Genomic DNA, 23,288 nt, shown 5'->3' with positions numbered 1-23,288 from the left:
GCTTGTTTCTTGATAAGCCAGTCCCATCAGGGGAGGATCAAAGCACCATGGCGCACTCACAACCGGCACTTAATCTATCCCCCCCCGTTTCAGACGAGGTGCGCAAGACGACCTGTTATATGTGTGCCTGCCGCTGTGGCATTAACGTGCACATGAAGGATGGTCCGGACGGCAAAAAACAGGTCGCCTATATCGAGGGCAATCGCGATCACCCCGTGAACAAAGGGGTTCTCTGTGCCAAGGGGTCGGCTGGCATTATGCAGGTCAACGCGCCCTCACGCCTGAAAAAACCGCTGAAACGTGTCGGCCCGCGTGGTTCTGGCGAGTACGTGGAAATCAGCTGGGAAGAAGCGATGAGCACCGCCGTTGGCTGGCTCACCGAATTACATGAGACCGCGCCTCACAAGCTGGCCTTTTTCACTGGCCGCGACCAGTCACAAAGCTTTACATCTTTCTGGGCCCAGCATTTCGGCACCCCGAACTACGCAGCACATGGCGGGTTTTGCTCGGTCAACATGGCGGCGGCGGGCATCTACACCATGGGCGGCGCGTTCTGGGAATTTGGGCAACCAGACTGGGATCACACTAAACTCTTCATGATCTTTGGCGTCGCCGAGGACCACGATTCAAACCCGATCAAGATGGGCATCGGCAAGATCAAGGCGCGTGGTGCCAAGGTGATCGGCGTCAACCCCGTGCGCTCGGGTTACAACGCAGTGGCCGACGAATGGGTCGGCATTACGCCCGGCACCGACGGCCTGTTCATCCTTGCCCTCGTTCATGAACTGATGAAGGCAGGCAAGATCGACCTGCATTATCTGGCGCAATACACCAACGCCGCCGTGCTGGTGGATAGCGAAACGGGCCTTTTGCTGCGCGACGATGATGGCAAACAGCTGGTCATTGACCGCGCCACCGGCAAACCCACACCGTTTGATCAAAAGGGCGTTCGCCCCGATCTTTCCGCCTCTTACCGTCACGCGGGCACCACGCATCAAACCGTGATGGCGCTGATGGCTGAGAAATACCTCGATCCGCAATATGCCCCAGAAGCTGTTGCAGAGCGCTGTGGCGTGTCGGCGGACAAAATCCGCACCATTGCTGCCGAGCTGGCCCGCGTCGCCTTTGAAGAGTCGTTTGAGCTGGAACAGGAATGGACCGATTTCCGCGGTGAGACCCACAAAACCATGACGGGTCGCCCGGTCAGCTTTCATGCGATGCGCGGGATTTCGGCCCACTCCAACGGGTTCCAGACGTGTCGCGCCCTGCACGTGCTGCAAATCCTGCTCGGCACAGTCGAGGTGCCCGGCGGCTTCCGCTTTAAACCGCCCTACCCCAAACCGGTCGAGGCACATCCCACACCGCACGGAGAGCGCCGCCCCGGTCGCGCTCTGGCGGGCCCCCATCTCGGCTTTCCGCGTGGTCCAGAGGATTTGCTGATCGACGAAGACGGCACCGCCCAACGCATCGACAAGGCGTTCACATGGGAAAACCCGATGTCGGTGCATGGATTGATGCACATGGTCATCTCAAACGCGCACGCACAGGATCCGTACCCGATCGACACGTTGTTCATGTACATGGCGAACATGTCCTGGAACTCGTCGATGAACACATCCGGCGTGATTAAAATGCTAACGGATCGCAACGACGATGGCGGCTATCGCATTCCACGCATCATCTATTCCGATGCGTACAGCTCCGAGATGGTCGCCTATGCCGACCTGATCCTGCCAGACACGACATATCTGGAACGTCACGACTGTATCTCTTTGCTGGATCGCCCCATTTGCGAGGCTGACGCCGCCGCCGATGCCATCCGCTGGCCGGTGATCGAACCCGACCGCGATGTGCGCGGGTTCCAGTCGGTGCTGATCGAACTCGGCGCACGTATTGGTTTACCGGGTTTCCTGAATGAAGATGGAACGCAAAAGTGGAAAGACTACGCCGATTACATCGTTAACCATGAACGCCGCCCGGGCATCGGTCCGTTGGCCGGGTTCCGTGGCGATGGCAGCGAAAGCGGGCGCGGCGCGGTCAATCCTGAACAGCTTGATCGCTATATCGAAAACGGCGGTTTTTTTGTCGAGCATATCCCAGACGAAGCGGCCTATATGAAACCTTGGAATGCCGCCTATCAGGACTGGGCCGTGGGTATGGGCATTTACGACGCGCCACAGCCGTACCTGTTCCAACTCTATGTTGAGCCGATGCGAAAATTCCAGCGTGCCGCCGAAGGCCACGGAGATCGGCAACCGCCCGATCACTTACGTGAGCGCCTGAAGCAAGTCATGGACCCGCTCCCGATCTGGTACGAGCCGCTGGAAGATGGCCATATCGACCCCGAAGAATTCGATGTGCACGCTCTGACACAACGTCCGATGGCGATGTATCACAGCTGGGGCACTCAGAACGCTTGGCTGCGTCAGCTGCATGGGGAAAACCCGCTCTACCTGCCCACCAAACTCTGGGAGAAACACGGATTTTCTGAGGGTGACTGGGCGCGTGTGACCTCCACCCATGGCACCATCACCGTACCGGTCGCCCATCAGGCTGCGCTGAATGGCAATACCGTCTGGACATGGAACGCCATAGGCAAACGAAAAGGCGCCTGGGCCTTGTCCGAGGACGCCCCCGAAGCCAACAAAGGGTTCCTTTTGAACCACCTGATCCACGAGTTGCTACCACCCAAAGGGGACGGCCTGCGTTGGTCCAATTCGGACCCGATCACCGGTCAGGCCGCGTGGTTCGATCTGCGGGTCAAAATCGAAAAAGTTGCGGCCCGCTCTGAGGCGCAACCAGCCTTTGCGCCACTCAAGTCACCAGTTGCCAAGGGGCCAGCCGAACTCAAATGGAAGGTGGGAAAATGACAGATCTTCCAACCCAAACCACCCGCAAGCTCGGCCTGGTGATCGACCTCGATACCTGCGTTGGATGTCATGCATGTGTGATCTCCTGCAAGGGCTGGAACACCGAAAACTATGGTGCCCCGCTATCGGATCAGCGCCCTTATGGCGAAGAGCCGATGGGCACATTCCTGAATCGCGTGCACAGCTACGAGGTTCAGCCAGAGACCGGCACCGCCCAGACCGTGCACTTTCCAAAATCTTGTCTTCATTGCGAAAAAGCACCCTGTGTCACCGTTTGCCCCACCGGCGCGAGCTATAAACGTGTCGAAGACGGCATTGTATTGGTGAACGAAGACAGCTGTATCGGCTGCGGTCTGTGCGCATGGGCCTGTCCTTATGGCGCGCGCGAAATGGATCAGGCCGAAGGTGTCATGAAGAAATGCACCCTCTGTGTGGATCGCATCTACAACGAAAACCTCCCCGAGGAGGACCGCGTTCCCGCCTGTGTCCGCACCTGCCCCGCCGGTGCCCGCCACTTTGGCGACCTGAGTGACCCCGACAGCGAAGTCTCACAACTCGTTGAAAACAGAGGAGGATTTGACCTCATGCCAGAGCTGGGCACCGCTCCGGTCAATAAATACCTCCCCCCGCGCCCCAAAGACAGCTGGGACGACGAAAGCCTGCTCGCGCCTTTCCTTGAGCCGGTCGCCAGCGAACCCACCGGCTTTCTTGGCTGGCTCGACAAGACGCTCGACAAACTGCCCGGAGGGTCCGCCTGATGCATCCAGCACCTTCTGTTATTGCCTTTACCACTCTGTCAGGCATCGGCTTCGGACTGCTCTTCTGGCTTGGTTTTGACGCCACGCCGCCCAAGGGCATGACTGCTTTCATTTTCTTCCTGATCGCCTTTTCCCTCGCGGTGGGTGGCTTGATTTCCTCTACCTTCCACTTAGGACATCCTGAACGCGCATGGCGTGCTTTGACGCAGTGGCGCACCAGCTGGCTGAGCCGGGAGGGCGTCTGCGCGATCATCGCCTTGCTGGTCATGGGGCTTTATGCAGCTGCGTTAATTTTCCTTGACAGCCACCTTGCGTTGCTGGGTTGGATCGGTGCAATTCTTTGTATGATAACGGTTTTTACCACCTCAATGATCTATGCACAGCTCGCAACCATCCCAAGGTGGAACTCGAACTTGACCCCGGCGTTGTTCCTGAGCCTGTCCTTGGGAGGTGGCGCGTTGCTTTCTGGGCGGGTGACAGTCGCGCTGATCCTGCTGCTGATTGCAGGAGTGGTTCAGTTGATATGGTGGAAACGTGGCGACACGGCTTTTGAAGATCGTGGCAGCACGCTGGGCACAGCAACCGGTCTCGCAGATCGCGGCACTGTGCGCTCAATGGCGCATCCACATACCGCGCCCAACTATCTTATGCGCGAATTTATTTTTGTGATCGGTCGCAAACACGCGCTCAAACTGCGGATCATCGCACTGGTATTAATGATTGGCCTGCCAGTCCTGTGTCTGATCCTGCCGTTCAGCCACATCCTTGCCGCCGTCGCAGTTCTTTCACATCTGGCAGGTGTTGCCGTCTCGCGATGGCTCTTTTTTGCCGAGGCAGAGCACACAGTCGGTCTGTACTACGGCATGCGGTAACAAAAACGGGCCCGAACAGGGCCCGTATGTATCGATGAACTGGTTCGCGTCAGATCACTTCTGCTCGTCGTGAAGGTATTCCGTCCAATGCGGCATCGGCTCTTTCGACTTATATGCCGCAGCAATCGCCTGAAACGGAGCGGCGATAGTGGCCCAAATACGCAAAGTGGGTTGCAGTACCAGAGTTGTCATTTTCGGTATCCATGTACGAGTTCATATCGGTTGCCTGCCGATTACGCCTATCTCATACCCAAAACCACTGACATCTCTGCATACCCGCGTTGCGCCTTTGTGTAAGCAAACGTGCTACTTGCCCGACGGCTTGCTGCGCCAACTGTCCAACCAACGGGCAAAGCGTCCCCGTTTTTCAGCCAGATTGTCACCCGCCGCATCCAGACTGTCACCAACGTCTTGCAACACTGGGTCAATTCGCGCTTCCCGGAAACGGCGCCAGCGCACCCATATGGCCCAGCTCAGCGCAAAGAAAACCGTCAGAATAACGATGTTGAGCCACGGAATAATGCGCACATCCGGTCCTTCGACAGAACGAACACCTACGGCGTTTGGATAAATCGACAAGAACTCGTTGCGCCATCCATAGTGTTTGACGGCGACCCAGTTGGGCGTGTCCTTTGTCGACTTCAAATCAGTTGCTTCTGCCTGAAGGTTGGCTGTATCGAACTTGAAATAAGGCGGCCAACCCCAATGGGTGTCTTCGTTGCGAAACACCATCGGGCGCTCGTTCTCATAGAACGTCTGAATAAAGAACACATCGCGGTTCACTGTGCCTGCTGCGCTGCCCGCGTCTTCCTTGGCCCAAAAGATTGAGTTCTCGCCGAAATCAATCCGTTTTTCGTACGTGTCTGCGACCCGGACAATATCATTCTGCGGCAACGTATAATGAAAAAACGCCGCGACCAGCAGCCAGAAAAGCCCCCAGAAACCCCATTTGACATAGACCATGTTCCGGCCCCCTTAGTGGAAATTCATAAAATAGATCAGCACCATAATCAGCGTGACCGGAACGACATATACGCCAAGGATCAGCTTGCGCCGCAAGGATCCGTCGTAATCCTGAAGACCCTGGTCAATCCACGCATCGCGATCGCCGGTCATGCCCTCGTCATCCCACTGCGCTTCAAGCTTGCCGCGTCGCACGCTGCGGGAATAAAAGGACAGGCAGATGTAGATCACCGACAAAACGATGAACCCGATCCCCATCAATCGTAGCATGGCGAACATGTCTTATCTCCTCACTGCGCCCCATGGGCCAACCCGTTCTATCAGATCATCCTTGGCCCGCCCAACGGGTTCTTCCATTGGCGCGTCATGCCCAAAAAGAGCCGCGCGCGCACCGGCTTTGTCGGCCTGATACTCTCGGTCCAGGAAATCAACAACATAGGATTTCTTAGTTTCGGACCAATCTTTGTAGGCGGCATAGAACGCCTCTTTGTGGCAGATAAAGAGCTGCCGGATGTCCTTGGGGGCCAGTTCCGCGAGCAACATGTTGACCAGATCCTTTGCGGCAGTGTCTGTGGCTCTTAAAGAATAAAAATAGGCCGGATGGTCGCTTGTGATGCGTGGCCACGGCCCGTCGTTGTCGGCCCAATCCACCAGCGCCCGCAGGCCGTGGTATTCCGGGGGCAAATGGTCAGCATGATTTCGTGCCAAAGCGCGAATGTCGCGCCGTGTTGCGCCGGTCAGGTCTACACCGGCCTCTTGCGCGGCGTCCACCACGATGAAATCCATTTTCTGTCGCAAGATTGCGCTGGCATCGATCCCGCGCGCCTTGACGATTGGCTCTACGAGGTCGTTGAACTCAAAAAATTTGGCGATCTGGTTCCGGTCGTCAAAGTCGAACGTGTATTTAATAGGTAACTCGCCCAGCGCCGCCTTGTTTAGCCGCGCTATCGCTGCTGGATGATCCAACCCGCGAAACAGGTACACTCCGCCAAAATGCGCCGTCCAGAAGTTATCCTGTTGGAACGCCATGTTTTTGAGGCGCACCGGATTGCGTGTCACATCGCCCGTGCGTTTGGCCAGCGTGATCATGTAGGCAATCAGAACATCATCATACCACGCGTCTTCTTCGCCCTTGAAGCGGTCGACCAATCCCGCCAGCTCATCCGCATCACGCAGCGTGCCTGTGGTCGTGTCCGCCTCAATCTCGACCTTGCGAATGTCAAAAAGCCGGACGGGTTCGGCGACGCTGAAGACGGAATTCACCAGTTCCCCGGCCACCGCATCCCGCGCCGTCAGCGCAAAAAGCTGGGCCTCGTTTTCATCGATAAACTGTTTGAGGATCGTCCGGCTGGTCGAGAATTTCGCATTGAGCAACGGCGCGGTCTTTTGCTCTGTCGTCAACAGAATGAACTGCCGGTTAACCCCGTTGTGGTTAAGGTAGAGCGGATCGTTGAGTTCATCCCCGATCTCCGGCGAGAAGCCAGAGATGTCGATATGAAAATCGCTCAGATGCGTGGTCTTGCCGGTCAAATGCTGAAGCGCGCGGTTATAGCGTTCGACCAGCACAGGCGAGGCCACTTCGATCAGGTTGCCAAACATCAGGCCGCGTTTAATCAGTCGGTGCATTTGAAACCTCCGTAGGCCGATGGCCCGCCGCGCAATAAGTGACTGGAAGTTCGGCGCGCTGAAAGGGGCTAGGCGCCAAGTCAGGTTTCGCAAATGACATTCACTTACCCTTTCTGCTGAACCGAAGAACGGTCAACGTGGATATCAACAAAAGCGGCAACACAAACCCGCGCGCAGTGATTTGCAAGTTGAACCCAAGAAATGACACCACGCTCCCATTGAACAAAAGAAGTGATTCATCCCAAGAAGAGCCTTCGAAACCGCTGGCCGTGTTCCACCCAAACTGACACAGAAACAAGGTCAGGACAGCGGCGAGAAAGCCGATCACACCCCAGCGCAAAGGCAGTATTCCCCCGAGAACGATAGCAAAAACAGAGATGGCGAGGATAAGAGTCACTCTCTCCCCTCCAGATACCGCTTCTTCGCCTCTTCCTGACGCCCGTAATCCCGCACCATGTTCTCAATCGCCACTTCGTCGGACTTGTCGGCATAGCGGAATTCACTGTCGGCGTAGCGGTTGATTTCCTGCACCAACATCTCGACCGTGATCGGCACGCGCAGGTCGGCGATCATGTCTTTCTTACGCTCATAGGGTTGGAACAGGAACAGCTCGGGCTCCGCCATCCATTCATCCGGCAGCTCAAAGTCCATCGCCCGCACCTTGACCGCGTCGGTGATGTTCTTGATCGCGCGGCCGGTAAAGCGCGGATCCGCCTCCTGAATGCCCTTGAGGTACGTGCCCAGCTTGGCAATCGTGTCCAGCGCACCAATTTCGCCCTGCACACGGTCAAACACATTCATCAGCCCCGCCTCGTGCGGGCGTGAGTGGCTTTCAAACGACTTGGCCACGGCCTTTTGGATGGCCTGCGCCTCGTAAAGATCGTGATCGCCTAGCGGGATGTCATGGTTCTTGCCCATCAACAGCGCAAGAATGTCGATGTAATCCTCGCGCGTTTTTGGCCCGTCCACCAGAAACCGCGCCCCGGCCCGCTGACGCAGCGCATCGTCGACGTTTTCGGGATAGTTCGAGAACATGCCGAAGGTGCAGTTGCCGCGCACGACGGTGTTGGCCCCGGCAAAGCTCTCCATCAGCACGGCGGTGATTTCCAGCTGTCCTGCGCTCGACTGACGATCCCCGCGTTTACCCGCAAGCTGGTCGATATCGTCAATCGTGCCAAAACCGATCACCTGCGGATCGATGATATTATTGATGAACGCCTTGGCATTCTGCCCAGATTTGCCCTGATAGCTGTCGATATTGTCGGTCGACAGGTTCTGATAGCGAAACGTGTATCCCGCCACCTGACAATAGTCGTTGATCAACCCGGCCATCATCTGGATCAGCGTGGTTTTCCCGGTGCCCGGCATGCCATCGCCCATGAACGTAAAGATAAACCCACCCAGCTCGGCAAAGGGGTTCAGCTTGCGGTCAAAATCATAAGCCATCAGCATTTTGGACAGCCGCAGCGCCTGATACTTGGCGATATGGTTGCCCACCACCTCGTTCGGCTTTTTGAAAGTCATGGTCAGCGTCGTGCCCTTGGCCGCACGGGCCGGAGTAAAGCCGCTGATCGTCAGATCATCGGCCTCGACTTTCCAACTGGCATTGGAAAATGCAGCCACCCGCCCCGCCGTCTGTGCGCGCAGCGCCACCTTCTCCATCAACTGTTCGGCAAAGGCGGTGACACATGGCACGAGCCGCGCCTCTTCACTGACCAGCGCGGCGATATCCTGATCCAGCTCCCAAAGGGCGCCATGCATTGCCAGCGGTGCGTTATCGGTCAGAACCTCTTCGATCTCGCCCACTTCGACCGAAACTTCGCTGGCATGCGGGGCCAGCAGGAACGCAGACGCATTGGCAAACACATGCAGCACAGCCAGTGCCTCGGCGCTCAGCAGCTCGCCAAACTCGGCCTTGCGATCCGCACCCAATGACCCGGCCAGATTGGCGCGTTTGAGATCGCCTAACCCAGAGGCTTCGGAAAAATTCTCCCCAATCGCCAAGGCAATCGCCAAGGCCCGTCGCAACCCATACAGCACATTGGCCTGAACCGGAGATACAAGCGGATCGCCTCCATCCGCGCCCTCGATCCGCTCCACCAGATGCACCCCTTCGGGGCGCGCGGTTGACCGTGTCACCAACCCCGGCGTCGTTGTGCGAAACCGCCGCCGCGTACCGATGCCCGCCGAACGCTCTGGTGCGGCCACATCTTTGCCCTTGGCGATCCGGGGCGTGTGATCGAACCCGTCCAGCATCGCCACGGCGGCCTCGTAATGCTTGCGAATATCTTCTTCGCGCAGTTCCATCTGATCACTTGTCAGGCTCATTTTACGCAGACCCCACTCTTCATCTTGCCAAAAATACTTGCGCCGCAGGCTTGGCCGCCTTGCGGCCAATCAATAACTCAACACCCGCCCCTCCGGGCTGACGACATATTTGTTCACACTTGCGAAACCCGGCGGCTGCAACTCTTCCAATGCCTGAAACGGGCGTTGCGGTAATATGATCGCGCGGTTCATCCGCGTCGCGCCGGTGTCGACACCGCGTCCGGAAAACGGATCCAGCGCAAACACCTCGCGTTCAACCGAGGAAAACCAACCCGCGCGCTCTTCTTTCACATACTCGGATTCCAGCTCTTCCACCGTCCAGGCCAATGCCCAATCCTCGCCCTCGGGCGCGCGGGCCTGTTCAAGCACCTCGCGGATCGGCCCCGATTGCCGCGTAAACGCGCTCGAATACATCGGCCCGACATGATACCGGCGCAGGCGTTTGGGGTGCAGATCGTCAAAGCTTTCATCAAAGCCCTTGGCAATCGTGACCAGCTTGAGCGCACCAACCGATTGCGCCATCAGATGCGCCTGAACCTCGGGCCAGCGCCGCTCGTCCTTGGGCAAAGCTGTACGACCACTGTCTTCCAGCTCCAAAAGGTAAATGGTGGGCAGGTTGACCTGACTGTCATAAACCGCCCAATGCACCATGAATTTGCGCCGCCTCTCGCTCAGGTTTTCGACCCATTCCGTCTGCGGATGGTTCTGCGCCCAGAACAGATCGCCCTTGGTAAGCTCTTCGTAATAGAGTCTTTGCGACATGGCGAATTGCAGTTTGGTCGGGATGTCCTGTTCACCAACGATCACGCGCACCATCTCGTCCTTGAGCGCCTCGACCGACGGCATGTTGCGCAAATGCATTTCAGCCTGTTGTGCGTCATTGGCCATGACGAGCAGTTCATTGAATACTGGAAAACCACTTTCGACCGCGTCCATTTGGAGCGAACCAAAGAACTGCCCGGTCTCTCGCCCGACCAACAGATATTTCATGCTGAGCGCGCGAAAGGTAAAGCTAATCGCCTTGAGATATCGCGTCAGGACCGACACATCCATCTGGCTCAACTCGCCCTCCGCGGCACGCGCGGCAGCGACATGGGTCAGATGCTCTGTAATGCGCTCGAACTTCTGGAAATACCGACGCGAAGCATAGGTATCCATTAGGGCATTGTGCTCTGTCGTTTGGGTTTCAGTCATTTCCGCAAACTTCCATCAAAGTTAATGCCCATGAGCCACATGAGGGTCCCACTTCTTGAGCCAGCGTGCCTGTCCCGCCACTTCTCAAGAAAATATTCGTTCTCTGCCATCTTGATGGCTTCCCAAGAACCTCGATTTATCCACGGCCCAAAACCCAGTCCAAATGCAAACATAAACCCAATTCCTGCAAGGAACCTTGCCGACGAGTGACATGGACCGCTGCCTAGGGCGCACGGCGCAACGGAATATCCCAGATACATTAGTACGCCACTGATCAGGATTGCGAAAAGGCAACGCTGCTTAAAACTCATGCCCCATACAGGTTCTTGTCATGCTTCTCGACGATCTTCTGGAAACGGCGGGCAAAGCGTTCGTCAGCCTTGGCCTTGGCTTCCAGCACGTCGCGGGCATAGACCATGTGTTCTTCGTGCGCTTCCATCATGTCGGCCATACGCTGGTTGGTCGCGGTGCCGATTGCAGCCATCGACGCTTGGGCCTCTTTGTCAGTCTCCACACCAATCTCGTTGATCCGGTGGGCCACGTCCTGTTGTTGCGCGGTCTTGAGCGATTTGGTCAACGCATCATAGAGCACCACGCGCTGTTTGGTGTCGGTCTGCAATTTGTTGATCAGCACCATCTGCGTCGCCGCCTGATTTTGAAGCGAGTCGATCCAGGTTTTGCCCTTTTCGATATAACGCTCCAGCGTCTGCGACTTGGCCAGCTTGACCTGTTCGTCCTGTACCAGCGCGTTGTATTTGGTGTTGAGGTCCGCCAGCTCGGTTTCGAGCTTGGTCCGCTCGGCGGCGTCCTGTTCGACGGATATCTTGTTCTCAAGCTCGATGATTTTGGGATCCATACCCAGAATATCCGCGCGCAGTGTTTCCAGCTCTCCCACGGTAAACTCACGCTCATCCAGCGTTTCGGTCAGGTTCGCTTCGACCTTTTCCTTCTGTTCATTGAGCACACCCAACTGCCCTTCGAGCAGCTTTGTGATCACGTCAGATTTTGCAATCAGATCCTGCAATTTGTCGTCGATACTGGCGGTCTTGATCCGTTCGGCACGCAGAGATTCCGACTTGCCGCGGCTGAAGATGCCAACAAAGCTCTCCCAGCCGGTTTTGTCGCGCATCTCGTCAAAATCTTTGGAGAACGCAGACGTTACATCGTCCAGCCCCATAATCAACTCGGCGATATTGGCGTTCATCACTTCGGTATGTGCGTGCACATCGTCCAGCGAGGCGTTTTCGATGTCGATCGCAACGTCATCGCCGGTTTTCATCTTGGCGCGCGCGGTTTCGATGCGACTGGTCAGTTCGGCAATCTTGCTTTGAGCCGCTTCGACTTGCTTTTGCGATTTGGCAACTTGGGCATTAAAATCAGCCATAAAACACTCCCTACTAAACTTGTTGAGTTGGATATGGGCAATGTTACGCCCATTTACATCCAGCCAGATAATTGATTGGCAAGAGTGTTGCAAAACCGCACGCCGTTGAAAAGGGTGCAAAAGAAAAAGGCAGACCTAAGAGGTCTGCCCTTTCCATCGCAGTTTAAGGCGTCTTAACCGACGACGTTGAACTCTGGTCCGTACGGGTATCCGGTGATGTTTTCGTTGGCATCTTCGGTGATTACCAGAATGTCATGCTCGCGATAGCCGCCGGCACCGGGTTGACCATCGGCAATGGTCAGCATCGGTTCCATGCTGATCACCATGCCCGGCTCCAAAACTGTGTCGATGTCTTCACGCAGTTCCAGACCTGCCTCGCGCCCATAGTAGTGCGACAGCACACCAAACGAATGGCCATATCCGAACGTACGATATTGCAGCAGATCGCGTTCTTCAAAGAAGGTGTTGATCTGATGCGTCACCTCGGCACAGCTCGCGCCGGGTTTGAGCAGGGATATGCCCAGTTCATGCGCGGCCACGTTGGCCTCCCAAATGGCAAGGCTTGCCGGGTCAACCTCTTCGACAAACATCGTGCGTTCCAGCGCTGTGTAATAGCCTGAGATCATCGGAAATGTATTAAGCGAGAGAATGTCGCCGCGCTCAAGAACACGCCCCGTTACCGGGTTATGCGCGCCATCTGTGTTGATCCCGGATTGGAACCAGACCCAGGTGTCGCGGTATTCGGCGTCTGGGAAACTGCGCGCAATTTCGACCTCCATAGCGTCACGTCCAGCCATCGCGACGTCAATTTCGCGTACTCCGGCCTTAACCGCGTCACGAATGGCATAGCCGCCCACATCGGCAACACGCGCGCCTTCGCGGATCAGCACGATTTCGGCAGCGGATTTGTGCATGCGCTGCACCATGGTCGCCGGAGCAATGTCCAAAGCCCGCGACGGAGACAGGAATGCATCAAGTTTGCTTTTCTGCAACAGCGTCAAGTGGTCGCCCTCATAGCCGATCACCGCGCCCTCTCCCGCGACCGATTTGATCGCGCGCCAATAATTGTCGCGCTGCCAATCGGTATAGGTGATGTTGTCACCATAGCACCGACGCCACGGCTGTCCGGCGTCAATCCCCGCAGAGATGGTGACGCATTCGGTGGCCGTGACGACCATTGCGTAAGGGCGGCCAAAGGAACAATAGGTGAAGCCCGAATAGTACGATACGTTGTGCATCGATGTCAGCACGGCGGCGGTTACGCCCGCCTCTGACATGATACCGCGCAACCCGGCGACACGGGCGGCATACTCGGCCTCTGAAAATTGAAGGGGTGCTTTTTCACCGTTGTGAAAGCGATAGAATTCTGGGCGTGCAGTCATAGTTGACCTCCGATCAAAGAGGTCCCGGCGTTCAGGACTGTTGAGAGTGAGACGCGCATCTCGCGAGATACGTGGCGACGCCATCGCCAAGGCTCGGGCAGAAATTGCCCCAAGGGGGTCTGGTAAGGCAAGTGAAATCAGCACCCGTGGATGGCTTGCCACCCTTTCTGCATAAGTTAGGATCGCATTTTGAGCGCGATAAGGAACATTGGCGATGCAAACCGGCCCCAGAAACCTGATCACCGATGTTTCGGGCCTTATGGTCGGCAATGCACAGGACGACGCAATCAAGACCGGCAGCACTGTTTTGCTGGCGGACCGTCCGATCACGTGCGGTGTCAGCGTAATGGGCGGCGCACCCGGCACTCGTGAAACTGACCTGTTGGCCCCAGATAAAACCGTGCAGCAGGTGGATGCGCTCGTGCTCTCTGGTGGGTCTGCCTTTGGGCTGGACGCCGCATCCGGCGTGGCCGATGCCCTTCGTGCCCAAGGGCGGGGGTTTGCTGTAGGCGATCAAACGGTGCCAGTTGTTCCTTCGGCCATTCTGTTTGATTTGATGAATGGGGGCGACAAGGATTGGTCGGAAAACCCCTATCGCGCATTAGGCCGTTCTGCGCTGAAAGCTGCGGATACATCCTTTGATCTGGGGACGGTCGGTGCAGGCACAGGCGCAACGCTGGCGTCGCACAAGGGCGGGCTTGGGTCCGCCTCATTGGTTCTACCTTCGGGCCACACGGTGGGTGCGTTGGTTGCCGTGAATGCTCTGGGCGATGCCACGCCCGACGGGGCGCATTTCTGGGCTGCTCCTTGGGAGATTGGCGGTGAATTCGGAGGCTTCGGCATCGTGCCCGGTCCGCAAACCAATTGGCCAACGACCAAATTGGCCGCGCACAACACGACCATTGCGATTGTCGCAACTGACGCCGATCTGACCCAAGCGCAATGCACACGCATGGCCACCGCCGCCCATGACGGCATGGCTCGTGCGCTGGTGCCGTCTCATACGCCGATGGACGGTGATCTTGTCTTTGCGGCGTCGACCGGTTCCTTACCGTTGGCCGATCCGGTATCGGATACGCTCTGGATTGGGCACGCGGCGGCCACTTGTCTTGCGCGCGCTATTGCACGAGGCGTCTATCTGGCGACCGAGGCAGCTGGCGACACCCGTCCCTGTTTCATCGCGACTAAGCGCTAAACAGCATCCGCGACAGATCGCTGTCGGGATCGTGCAGCACATCGATCACGTCAAAATGGTGCTTGCCGCCTGTGATCATGCAATCACAATTCCAGGCCTTGGCCAGCTGGCTTGCTTGATCCAGAAACACTGGCCGCTCCTGTGCGCCAACCCAAACCGTGACTTGAACACTTGGCAATGGCGTTTGCAGCACGGGGCTTTCGGCAGTGCATTCGGCGTCGTCAAGGCGCAAGTCAGCATTCATCGAAGTTTTCATCAGGGGGCGCAGATCGGAAACCGGTGAAATCGGCACGACACGGGTGATCCGCGCCGCCGCTGTATCCGGAAGCACACCCGGACAAATTGTCCGGGCTACAAGGTGCCCGCCAGCTGAATGCCCAGCCAGCATTATCGGACCATCCACCATTTTCGCTGCGACCGAAACCGCCTGCGCCATTTGCTTGGTGATTTCGGCAATGCGAACAATCGGGGCCAGATCATAAGACGGCATCGCCACCGCCCAGCCACGTTCAACAGCGCCCTTCGCAAGATGGGACCAGCTGCTGCGATCAAACCTCAGCCAATAGCCACCATGTACAAAAACAAACAATCCCTTTGGAGTATCCCGTGGGAGAAACAGGTCAAACTTGTGCCTGTCACCTTCACCATAAGGCACTCCGATCTGGGACGTTGATATCTCTCTGAACTGTTTTGCTTGCTGCGCCCATTTCGCTGGGTAAGCGTCCCCATTCTCAATATGGGCAGCATTGGCAAAAGCGTCGTCAAAATCCATTGACTCATTTCCTTAACATGTTATCTGATTTGCAATCTACCCCAACTGGACATCTGAAATCAAAGATGCTCTGCCAAGGGAAATGCACTCCTGGAGGTCAGAATGCTCGATACACTCACTAATCTCAAATCCCTTCTTAAAGACCCAAGTCTGGTGGAAACGCGTGCTTACATTGGCGGGCAATGGGTTGAAGGTGACAAAGCGGCGACCTTTGCAGTCACCAACCCCGCTCGTGGCGACGTGGTAGCCGACGTGGCCGACATTTCTCGCGCGCAAGTGGCTGGTGCCATCGCGCAAGCAGAGAGTGCGCAAAAGGACTGGGCCAAGTGGACCGGCAAAGAACGCGGTACGGTGCTGCGCAAGTGGTTCGAACTGATGATGGAAAACCAGAACGACCTTGCCATCATCCTGACGGCGGAAATGGGCAAACCCCTTGCCGAATCCATGGGCGAGATTGCATATGGCGCGTCCTTTATCGAGTTCTACTCAGAAGAGGCCAAACGCATTTATGGGGAAACCATTCCGGGGCATCAACGCGACAAACGCATAACCGTTTTGAAACAACCCATAGGTGTTGCGGCTTCGATCACGCCATGGAATTTCCCCAATGCTATGATCACTCGAAAGGCAGGGCCGGCGCTAGCTGCGGGTTGCGCATTTGTCGCGCGTCCTGCCACCGAAACGCCGCTCAGCGCGCTCGTTCTTGGTGTCCTCGCTGAACGGGCCGGTATTCCCGCCGGGATTTTGAACATTGTGCCATCCACCCGTGACAGCGACGTTGGCAAGGAGTTTTGTGAAAACGCGGCTGTCCGTAAACTGACGTTTACGGGGTCAACCAATGTTGGGCGCATTTTGCTGCGACAGGCGGCCGACAGCGTCAAGAAATGCTCTATGGAGTTGGGCGGAAATGCCCCGTTTATCGTCTTCGACGACGCCGATATCGACGAAGCCGTCGAAGGTGCCATTCTGTGCAAGTTCCGCAACAACGGACAAACCTGTGTCTGCGCCAACCGTATTTATGTACAAGCCGGAGTTTACGACGAATTCGCCGCCAAACTGAAAGCACGCGTAGAAACTATGAAAGTTGGCGATGGGCTGGAGGAAGGTACAGTGTTTGGCCCGCTAATCACGCAAAAGGCAGTGGAAAAAGTGCAGGAGCATATCGAGGACGCCAAATCAAAAGGTGCTTCGGTTATTCTTGGCGGCAACCCCTCTGAGCTAGGCGGTACATTCTTTGAGCCAACAATCGTCACTGACGCGACACCCGACATGTTGTTTTCCAAAGATGAAACATTTGGCCCACTGGCCCCGCTGTTCAAATTCGAAAACGAAGATGACGTGATTGAGCTGGCCAATGACACGATCTTTGGCCTTGCCTCCTATTTCTATGCCAAGGATCTGAGCCGGGTATACAAGGTGTCCGAAGCATTGGAATACGGCATTGTTGGTGTGAACACTGGAATAATATCAACCGAACTCGCGCCATTTGGTGGCGTAAAGCAATCGGGTCTTGGCCGCGAGGGCAGTCATCATGGTATCGATGAGTTTCTGGAAATGAAATACATCTGTATGTCTGTCTAGTCAGCGCCGCGATCAGCCATGCAGGTTATCAACACCTGTATGGCGCGTCGCCATGCTTCCTCGACAGTTGGTGTGAACTTCTCCTGCAATACATCTCGCAACGCGCCGATCAAAGCGCCTTCGGCCTTTGCGTACTGCTCGGGCGTTACTCCGTATCCTTTGTGCGCCCGCGACAGCCTTTGCGCCATCGCGATGAGCGCATCTGGTTTGTCGAATGTGCGCATGACCGTCACCAACAGGCTGGCAAACATCTCTTGCTGATGACGCTGGTCGTTATGAAACAGAGATTGCAGCTCTGGAGTTTGTTCAAACAAACGTTCATAGAACCGCGCCGCAATGCGCGCTTTTTGTGCGAATGCCTGCTGAAAGCTCTCTTGAGAGAGCCGGTCGTTTACTGGAACCATCGTTAACCCTGAACCGTATCGACTTCATCTATACCGCGTACGCCTTAACAACCACTTAGCGACACCCTGCTTGGTCTGTTACAAAAACTACCCAAAACTGTCGCAATTCATTCAACCAGAAACACCATGACATTTGAGTGACTCAAACAAAGGAGCCTCTTATGCCAACACGCATGATTTGCCTGACCTCTGCGCTGGCGCTGCTTGCTTCGCATGCCGCCGCCGAGATGAATTTTAACCGCATCGCCTCGTTCCCGGTTGTGTCCAATATGGCTGCCGGAGAAGATACGAACCGCGAAACCTCGCCCGAGATTATCGACGTCACGGCGGACGGTATGACTTTGGTTTATACAGACAGCCCTCTGGGCGCGATTGGGATGATCGACATCGCTGATCCCGCAAATCCCAAACCGCTTGGCAATATCGACATGTTCGGCGAGCCGACCTCGGTCGCGGTTATCGGAACCACGGCTTATGTTGGCGTGAACACCTCGGAAAGCTATACCCTGCCTTCGGGCAAGCTGGTTGCTATCGACACAGCAACTGGCGAAACGACAGCCGAATGCGATCTGGGGGGTCAGCCGGATTCCATCGCGAGATCCAAAGACGGCGCTTTTATCTCGGTTGCCATCGAAAACGAGCGTGACGAAGACCTGAATGACGGTTTGATCCCGCAATTGCCCGCTGGGCATCTTGCCATGATCAACACTGTCGAAGGTGGCCTTGATTGCGCCAGCTTGAAGCTAGTTAATCTTGATGGTCTGGCCGAAGTAGCGCCAACCGATCCTGAACCCGAATATGTCTCGATCAACGCGCTAGGTGAAACTGTGATCACCTTGCAGGAAAACAACCACATGGTTGTTGTCTCCAAGGACGGCGACGTGATCAACCATTTTTCGGCAGGCGCTGTTGATCTGGAGGGCATTGACGCAACCGACGAACGCGGCGCGCTGCTCTTTACGGAAAGCCAAAAAGACCGCCTGCGCGAGCCGGATGCCGTGGCGTGGATCGATGACGATCATTTCGCCACAGCCAACGAAGGCGACTATAATGGCGGCAGCCGTGGCTGGACCATCTTTCACAAGGACGGAACCGTCGTGTACGAAAGCGGGGTCAGCTTTGAACACGCCATCGTCCAGATCGGCCACTATCCTGACAAACGTTCGGACAGCAAAGGGGTTGAACCTGAGAGCGTAACCTTTGCCGAATTCAATGGCACACCTTTCGTATTCGTTGGTGCGGAACGCGCATCGGTTGTGGGGGTTTATGACGTGACTGACCCGACCGCGCCGGTCCTGAAACAGCTGCTGCCCTCGGGCGTTGGACCAGAGGGTTATGTCGCCATTCCACAGCGCAATCTGTTGGTTTCGGCCAATGAAAAGGACCTGATCGAAGACGGTGGAGCGCGGGCGCATGTCATGCTGTTTGAGCATCAAAACGCTGCGGCCGCTTATCCGCACCTAACATCCGAAGGCGCTGATGAGTTGATTGGCTGGGGCGCAATCTCTGGCATGGTTGGCGACAAGGATGGCATTGTCTGGGCGGTGAACGACAGCTTCTACGGCTTCCAGCCTTCGATCTTTAAGATCGACACAACCCAGACTCCGGCACGCATTGTCGATGTGATCCGTGTTGAGCGCACCAGCGGCCCGGCGCAAAAGCTGGATCTCGAAGGGATCACACTGGACGGTCAGGGCGGGTTCTATGTCGCCTCAGAAGGGCGCACAGAACGCCTGATCCCGCACGCGATTTACCATGTCAGCGCCGAGGGGAAGATCAAGAACCTCCAAGGTGAAATCGGAATTCCACCGGAATTGGCGGCTGTTGAGAAACGCTTTGGATTCGAAGGGATCACCAAGGTTGACAATACGCTTTGGATGGCCGTGCAGCGTGAGTGGAAAGACGATCCTGCCAATCACGTCAAGCTTGTCGCCTATAACCTAGAGACCGGGGAATGGGGCGCCGTGCACTATCCCAAGGCCGCGCCAGCCACTGGCTGGGTTGGTCTGTCGGAAATCACCGCGCATGGCGAATTCATCTATATCGTCGAGCGTGACAACCAGCACGACCATCGCGCCGTAACCAAAAAGGTCTATCGCATTCCTGCCGCAGACATGGTGCCCGCGCCGCTGGGTGGCCCTCTACCGGTCGTGTCAAAAACACTGGTGCGCGACTTGCTGCCAGACCTGAAATCCACCGGCGGATACGTTCTGGACAAGGTCGAAGGCTTTGCCGTCATGGAAGATGGAACCGCGTTTGTGTCGACCGACAATGACGGTGTCGATGACCACTCGGGCGAGACCATGTTCTTTTCGATTGGCAACATGAACGCGATCAACTGATCACGGTTTTGAACAACAATTGGCCTCGGCGTTCGCGCCGGGGCTTAGGGCCCTGAACCTAGCGATTTCTGGATGTCATCGCCAGATAACCGCCCAGCAGAAGTGTCGAGCCGAAGCCAACGACAATGAGCGCCTCTTGGTAGCCGACAAGGTCCGCCGATATGCCAAGCGCCCACGCGCCAATTGCGCCACCACCCGCAACGACGACAGCCCACAGGCTCATGACACGCCCGCGCATGTCGTCTTCAAGCTCCATTTGAATGGCTGTCTGCATCGAGATTGCCGACAGGGTCGTGACAAACGCAATCGCCGCCGCGACAAGCAATGCAGCTGTCCAGTTTGGTGCAGCACCCAACGCCGAAACCAGCAAAAGACCCAGCAAGATGGCGATGAGCGTTACGCGGGGAATGCGTCCGGGCGCCTGGGGCGGCAACATCGCCTTGAAGAAACCACCAAAAACCGCGCCGATTCCGGTTGCCGTCATCAGGACACCAAGCCCCTCCGGACCTCGTTGAAACACGCCGTCCGCAAGCGGTGGCAGAATTTCCAGAACACCGCGACCAACCAATGCGACCACACCACCGATGACCATGGCGCGCCATGTGACAACGTTTTGCCAGACATAGGAAAAACCGCTGTGCAGGGCGGCGAGAAAGGATTCATCCTCAGCCGGATCGCTGCGCCGAGGACGTACCTTGAGGCGAAACAGCTGCACGATGAAGGGCAATAGCAAGGCCGCCTGAGTGATCAGCGCCGCAGCCACGCCCCAGCGTGCGATAATCAACCCACCCAGCGCGGGGCCAAGGGTGCGCGCGACGTTAAAGTTAATGGCGACAATGGTAACAACGGAGCTCACCATCTCTTTTGGGACAAGCCGAACAGACAGCGACATCCGCGTTGGGTGATTGGCCGCCAACGCAACGCCAGAGGCCAGTGTGAGCGCGACCATGGTTAAGGGTGTCAACCATCCCAACACGTAAAACAGCACAAACGCCAGCGCGACCAGCAAGTTGACGAACTGAATAACCAGCGTAACCCGCCGCACGTCCAAACGATCCACCCAAACCCCAAAGAGCGGAGACAGCACGATAGCGGGTGCAAACTGGACAAAGGCCACCAACCCGACAAAGCTGGACGTGCCGGTCATATCCCACGCGATCCAGCCCATGGTGACGCGCTGCATCCATATTGCCAGCAAGGCAAACATGCTGCCGGAGACATAATTTCGAAAGTTGGCGGAGGACAGGGCGGCCAAGTTCACGGGTCAAGTTGCCTTGTTTGGGAAGGTCGGCAGACACTGCCTTAATGGCGTAGCCACCACAAGGTGGCCCGAACAACTTCAAGCATGCTAAAAACGCATCATGCGCCGAAACCCATTCGGCGCATGATACAATGTTCGAAAGCGAATTTAAGTCAGTTGACCGCCTTAGCGTCAACGACATCTTTTTCGATATGCGCCTTATCACCGCGTGAAATTTCGATCCGGCGCGGTTTTAGTGCCTCGGGAATTTCGCGTTCCAGCTCGATATGCAGCATACCGTCAACGTGGCTTGCGCCGGTCACACGGACGTGGTCTGCCAGATGGAAACGACGCTCAAAGGCACGGGTTGCGATGCCGCGATGCAGATATGCTTTTGTGTCTGCGTCATCCGCCTTGCGTGCGGTCACGACAAGAGCGTTTTCCTTGACTTCGATGCCAAGATCCTCGGATGCGAAGCCGGCAACTGCGATTGAGATGCGGTACGCATCGTCAGCGGTTTTTTCGATGTTGTAGGGGGGGTAGCTGGATTGACCAACTTCGTTGGACAGAACGCGGTCCATCATGTTTGCCAGCTGATCAAAGCCAACGGATGAACGGTAAAGGGGTGCAAGATCAAACGTGCGCATGGGTTATCCTCCATCATGAGCGATACCAAAAAGTGATGCCTTCCAACGTGGACAAGCGGTGAACCGAAACCCAAATTTGGCGTTTCGATGATGGCTATGTGAGAATGCAGAATTGTGTTTTCAAGGGGCAATAATTCAATCGACCGTCACAAATTTCGCGCCACCTGATGTGGTGCGTGATCCAACCTTAATCCGTTTGGCGCCTGCGCCGCTCTGGACGTTTGGCAACGCACCGTTACGCATGAGCCGCTTCAGCTCGGCCACCTTGGCGGGTAATTCCATACCCAGCGCAACCTTTTCACCGTCCTTTGTCCAGGCCGTTGCGGAAATGAGCGACAGAATGCGCACCCGGTTGCCATAGCGCACCAAAACCGGCGCGCCGGAGGAGCCAAATGTCACGTCACAATCAAACGACATCAACCCGCCCTGCCGCCACAAAACCGAACAGCTTCGTTGCCATGACGGGTGCTCACTGCGGCCCCGACCATAACTGAGGACGGTTACCTTTTCGCCCGGCTCGGGGTCAGCGTAGACGGCAAAGGGGTCGGCTTCGCTGGAGGAAATGAAACTCTCAAGCCGCAGTAAGGCCACGTCGTTTGGCACCATATCGGTTCCGATATTGCCCGTTTCACGCGGCCTGTAGGCAGGGTCGACCACAACCCGGTCAATCCTGCGGTCCGCCAAAGAATGCCCTGCCACGTAACCCGCCTGAAAGCGGATATTCTGAGTCGCAATCCTTGCTCCGGTCTGGCGATCAAAAACACAATGCGCGGCTGTCAGCACCAGATCGCGAGTGATCAAGACACCGGTGCAAAACCCGTTGCCTAAGGAAACACGGCCGACTGCTTCCCAGCCTAACAATTCGCCCCTGCTGCGCAAGGCTGTAAGGTCACTTCCTGCGGCGGTTGAGGTGTCAGGGATCGCGCCCAGCAATAGGCAAATTGCGAGGCGTTTCAACATCATGGCTTTACGAATTTTGCCCCGCCAACAGACCTGTTTACTGCCACGGTGTCGCGCGACAGGGCATCGAGCACGTCGTCAAGTGCCGAGCCTAGTCCTGTGCCCAAAGACACTTTTTGCCCTCTGACGTCCGCCTTGGCGGACACTACCGATGCGATCCGTACGTCGTCGCCGTCAAAGGAAAAAACCGGTGCGCCGCTGCTGCCAAAATCCACGTTGCAGGACATGACATAAACGCCCTGCTGTCGCCCCATCACGCGACACGCCTGTTGCAATGAAGGAGCCTGTTCGCGCCCTATTGCATAAGAAACAACGCCAATTTTGCTGCCTTTGCGCAAACGACCCGCCGTTTCAAAGGGGCGAATTCCAGATTTACGTATTGGATGATGCAGCTTTAGAACGGCCAGGTCATTGACCACACGCTCGGTTCCGGTTGCGCCGCCAAAACGATAATCCGGGTGTACCGCCGCTTTGCGCACGGTGCCATAGGCTTCGGCCCGGCCATTGCGCCAACCTGCGCGAAATTCGATTTTGTCCACATCGATGCGCGCGCCGCTCTTGCGATGAAAGAGGCAATGCGCCGCCGTCAGAACCAAGTCGGGCGCAATCAACGCCCCAGTGCAGAACCCGCGCCCGCCAATTTCCAACCGCCCCACGGCGCCCCAGCCCTTGCTGTCTTCGCCTGTCTCCAGCCGGCGCAACGATGTGTCCTGGCTCCAGGCAGTGCTGGCAAGGATGAGGGTCAGAAACAGGGTCAGAATGCGGGCCAC

The 23,288-nt window shown here is 56.6% G+C and carries 21 protein-coding genes; 6 read left to right on the top strand and 15 right to left on the bottom strand.

Annotated features, from left to right (window positions below):
* Window positions 1-47: 47 nt before the first annotated feature.
* From CLV88_RS14050 to CLV88_RS14040, 3 genes are read left to right on the top strand one after another with little or no spacing between them, the layout of a single operon-like run.
* Window positions 48-2,870: a molybdopterin oxidoreductase family protein gene (locus tag CLV88_RS14050; protein WP_106609046.1), complete on the top strand. Its 2,823-nt coding sequence runs from the start codon at window positions 48-50 to the stop codon at window positions 2,868-2,870.
* Window positions 2,867-3,628, top strand: a complete 762-nt coding sequence (locus tag CLV88_RS14045) for a 4Fe-4S dicluster domain-containing protein (RefSeq protein WP_106609136.1) — start codon at window positions 2,867-2,869, stop codon at window positions 3,626-3,628. Before CLV88_RS14050 ends, CLV88_RS14045 begins: the two co-directional genes overlap by 4 nt.
* Window positions 3,628-4,500, top strand: a complete 873-nt coding sequence (locus CLV88_RS14040) for a dimethyl sulfoxide reductase anchor subunit family protein (RefSeq protein ID WP_106609045.1) — start codon at window positions 3,628-3,630, stop codon at window positions 4,498-4,500. Before CLV88_RS14045 ends, CLV88_RS14040 begins: the two co-directional genes overlap by 1 nt.
* Before the next feature lie 54 nt (window positions 4,501-4,554).
* On the opposite strand, the gene CLV88_RS23040 is transcribed toward CLV88_RS14040, so the two are convergent.
* From CLV88_RS23040 to CLV88_RS13995, 9 genes are all read right to left on the bottom strand, one after another.
* The gene (locus CLV88_RS23040) at window positions 4,555-4,692 is read right to left on the bottom strand and encodes a hypothetical protein (protein ID WP_165798899.1); all 138 of its coding nucleotides are present in this window, start codon (window positions 4,690-4,692) and stop codon (window positions 4,555-4,557) included.
* Window positions 4,693-4,806: 114 nt separating this feature from the next.
* A complete protein-coding gene (locus CLV88_RS14035) occupies window positions 4,807-5,463 on the bottom strand; it encodes a DUF1523 family protein (RefSeq protein ID WP_106609044.1) in 657 nt (218 codons plus the stop codon).
* A gap of 12 nt (window positions 5,464-5,475) precedes the next feature.
* Window positions 5,476-5,742: a hypothetical protein gene (locus CLV88_RS14030; RefSeq protein ID WP_106609043.1), complete on the bottom strand. Its 267-nt coding sequence runs from the start codon at window positions 5,740-5,742 to the stop codon at window positions 5,476-5,478.
* Window positions 5,743-5,745: 3 nt separating this feature from the next.
* The gene (locus CLV88_RS14025) at window positions 5,746-7,089 is read right to left on the bottom strand and encodes a DUF6638 family protein (protein WP_106609042.1); all 1,344 of its coding nucleotides are present in this window, start codon (window positions 7,087-7,089) and stop codon (window positions 5,746-5,748) included.
* A gap of 100 nt (window positions 7,090-7,189) precedes the next feature.
* Complete coding sequence (locus CLV88_RS14020; RefSeq protein WP_106609041.1) at window positions 7,190-7,486, bottom strand: hypothetical protein; 297 nt, start codon at window positions 7,484-7,486, stop codon at window positions 7,190-7,192.
* Window positions 7,483-9,417 (bottom strand): AAA family ATPase, encoded by a 1,935-nt coding sequence (locus CLV88_RS14015; protein WP_106609135.1) that lies wholly within the window; start codon window positions 9,415-9,417, stop codon window positions 7,483-7,485. Before CLV88_RS14015 ends, CLV88_RS14020 begins: the two co-directional genes overlap by 4 nt.
* 69 nt (window positions 9,418-9,486) lie before the next feature.
* On the bottom strand, window positions 9,487-10,611 hold the full coding sequence (locus tag CLV88_RS14010; protein WP_106609040.1) for a hypothetical protein: 1,125 nt from the start codon (window positions 10,609-10,611) through the stop codon (window positions 9,487-9,489).
* A gap of 307 nt (window positions 10,612-10,918) precedes the next feature.
* A complete protein-coding gene (locus CLV88_RS14000) occupies window positions 10,919-11,995 on the bottom strand; it encodes a hypothetical protein (RefSeq protein WP_106609038.1) in 1,077 nt (358 codons plus the stop codon).
* Between the two features lie 173 nt (window positions 11,996-12,168).
* Window positions 12,169-13,377 (bottom strand): aminopeptidase P family protein, encoded by a 1,209-nt coding sequence (locus CLV88_RS13995; RefSeq protein ID WP_106609037.1) that lies wholly within the window; start codon window positions 13,375-13,377, stop codon window positions 12,169-12,171.
* Between the two features lie 214 nt (window positions 13,378-13,591).
* Here CLV88_RS13995 and CLV88_RS13990 point away from each other — a divergent pair, with 214 nt between their 5' ends.
* Window positions 13,592-14,572 carry a P1 family peptidase gene (locus CLV88_RS13990; protein ID WP_106609036.1) on the top strand — a complete coding sequence of 327 codons (981 nt, stop codon included), beginning with the start codon at window positions 13,592-13,594 and terminating at the stop codon, window positions 14,570-14,572.
* Here CLV88_RS13990 and CLV88_RS13985 read toward each other — a convergent pair.
* Window positions 14,562-15,344: an alpha/beta hydrolase gene (locus CLV88_RS13985; protein WP_106609035.1), complete on the bottom strand. Its 783-nt coding sequence runs from the start codon at window positions 15,342-15,344 to the stop codon at window positions 14,562-14,564. The genes CLV88_RS13990 and CLV88_RS13985 overlap by 11 nt on opposite strands.
* A gap of 102 nt (window positions 15,345-15,446) precedes the next feature.
* Between CLV88_RS13985 and CLV88_RS13980 the strand changes: the two genes are divergently transcribed.
* Window positions 15,447-16,925, top strand: a complete 1,479-nt coding sequence (locus tag CLV88_RS13980) for an NAD-dependent succinate-semialdehyde dehydrogenase (protein WP_106609034.1) — start codon at window positions 15,447-15,449, stop codon at window positions 16,923-16,925.
* Here the strand turns inward: CLV88_RS13980 and CLV88_RS13975 are convergent.
* Entirely contained in the window at window positions 16,922-17,329 is a 408-nt protein-coding gene (locus CLV88_RS13975) for a globin domain-containing protein (RefSeq protein ID WP_106609033.1), read from the bottom strand. The genes CLV88_RS13980 and CLV88_RS13975 overlap by 4 nt on opposite strands.
* A 161-nt stretch (window positions 17,330-17,490) precedes the next feature.
* On the opposite strand from CLV88_RS13975, the gene CLV88_RS13970 reads away from it, so the two are divergent.
* Window positions 17,491-19,671 carry an esterase-like activity of phytase family protein gene (locus CLV88_RS13970; RefSeq protein ID WP_106609032.1) on the top strand — a complete coding sequence of 727 codons (2,181 nt, stop codon included), beginning with the start codon at window positions 17,491-17,493 and terminating at the stop codon, window positions 19,669-19,671.
* A gap of 58 nt (window positions 19,672-19,729) precedes the next feature.
* Here the strand turns inward: CLV88_RS13970 and CLV88_RS13965 are convergent, their stop codons facing one another.
* The 4 genes from CLV88_RS13965 to CLV88_RS13950 form a co-directional block, all read right to left on the bottom strand.
* The gene (locus CLV88_RS13965) at window positions 19,730-20,932 is read right to left on the bottom strand and encodes an MFS transporter (RefSeq protein WP_106609031.1); all 1,203 of its coding nucleotides are present in this window, start codon (window positions 20,930-20,932) and stop codon (window positions 19,730-19,732) included.
* 152 nt (window positions 20,933-21,084) lie between these two features.
* Complete coding sequence (locus CLV88_RS13960; protein ID WP_106609030.1) at window positions 21,085-21,558, bottom strand: Hsp20 family protein; 474 nt, start codon at window positions 21,556-21,558, stop codon at window positions 21,085-21,087.
* Window positions 21,559-21,693: 135 nt separating this feature from the next.
* Entirely contained in the window at window positions 21,694-22,521 is an 828-nt protein-coding gene (locus CLV88_RS13955) for a trypsin-like serine peptidase (RefSeq protein WP_106609029.1), read from the bottom strand.
* Window positions 22,518-23,288 carry a trypsin-like serine peptidase gene (locus CLV88_RS13950; RefSeq protein WP_106609028.1) on the bottom strand — a complete coding sequence of 257 codons (771 nt, stop codon included), beginning with the start codon at window positions 23,286-23,288 and terminating at the stop codon, window positions 22,518-22,520. The genes CLV88_RS13955 and CLV88_RS13950 overlap by 4 nt, the downstream gene beginning before the upstream one ends.

The organism is Shimia abyssi, assembly GCF_003014475.1.
GTDB lineage: Bacteria > Pseudomonadota > Alphaproteobacteria > Rhodobacterales > Rhodobacteraceae > Shimia > Shimia abyssi.
This window is presented reverse-complemented; position numbering and strand designations above follow the sequence as displayed.

Coding starts and splice junctions, on each gene's coding strand:
- CLV88_RS14050 (WP_106609046.1), top strand. CDS start 48: ATGGCGCACTCACAACCGGCACTTAATCTATCCCCCCCCGTTTCAGAC.
- CLV88_RS14045 (WP_106609136.1), top strand. CDS start 2,867: ATGACAGATCTTCCAACCCAAACCACCCGCAAGCTCGGCCTGGTGATC.
- CLV88_RS14040 (WP_106609045.1), top strand. CDS start 3,628: ATGCATCCAGCACCTTCTGTTATTGCCTTTACCACTCTGTCAGGCATC.
- CLV88_RS23040 (WP_165798899.1), bottom strand. CDS start 4,692: ATGACAACTCTGGTACTGCAACCCACTTTGCGTATTTGGGCCACTATC.
- CLV88_RS14035 (WP_106609044.1), bottom strand. CDS start 5,463: ATGGTCTATGTCAAATGGGGTTTCTGGGGGCTTTTCTGGCTGCTGGTC.
- CLV88_RS14030 (WP_106609043.1), bottom strand. CDS start 5,742: ATGTTCGCCATGCTACGATTGATGGGGATCGGGTTCATCGTTTTGTCG.
- CLV88_RS14025 (WP_106609042.1), bottom strand. CDS start 7,089: ATGCACCGACTGATTAAACGCGGCCTGATGTTTGGCAACCTGATCGAA.
- CLV88_RS14015 (WP_106609135.1), bottom strand. CDS start 9,417: ATGAGCCTGACAAGTGATCAGATGGAACTGCGCGAAGAAGATATTCGC.
- CLV88_RS14010 (WP_106609040.1), bottom strand. CDS start 10,611: ATGACTGAAACCCAAACGACAGAGCACAATGCCCTAATGGATACCTAT.
- CLV88_RS14000 (WP_106609038.1), bottom strand. CDS start 11,995: ATGGCTGATTTTAATGCCCAAGTTGCCAAATCGCAAAAGCAAGTCGAA.
- CLV88_RS13995 (WP_106609037.1), bottom strand. CDS start 13,377: ATGACTGCACGCCCAGAATTCTATCGCTTTCACAACGGTGAAAAAGCA.
- CLV88_RS13990 (WP_106609036.1), top strand. CDS start 13,592: ATGCAAACCGGCCCCAGAAACCTGATCACCGATGTTTCGGGCCTTATG.
- CLV88_RS13985 (WP_106609035.1), bottom strand. CDS start 15,344: ATGGATTTTGACGACGCTTTTGCCAATGCTGCCCATATTGAGAATGGG.
- CLV88_RS13980 (WP_106609034.1), top strand. CDS start 15,447: ATGCTCGATACACTCACTAATCTCAAATCCCTTCTTAAAGACCCAAGT.
- CLV88_RS13975 (WP_106609033.1), bottom strand. CDS start 17,329: ATGGTTCCAGTAAACGACCGGCTCTCTCAAGAGAGCTTTCAGCAGGCA.
- CLV88_RS13970 (WP_106609032.1), top strand. CDS start 17,491: ATGCCAACACGCATGATTTGCCTGACCTCTGCGCTGGCGCTGCTTGCT.
- CLV88_RS13960 (WP_106609030.1), bottom strand. CDS start 21,558: ATGCGCACGTTTGATCTTGCACCCCTTTACCGTTCATCCGTTGGCTTT.
- CLV88_RS13955 (WP_106609029.1), bottom strand. CDS start 22,521: ATGATGTTGAAACGCCTCGCAATTTGCCTATTGCTGGGCGCGATCCCT.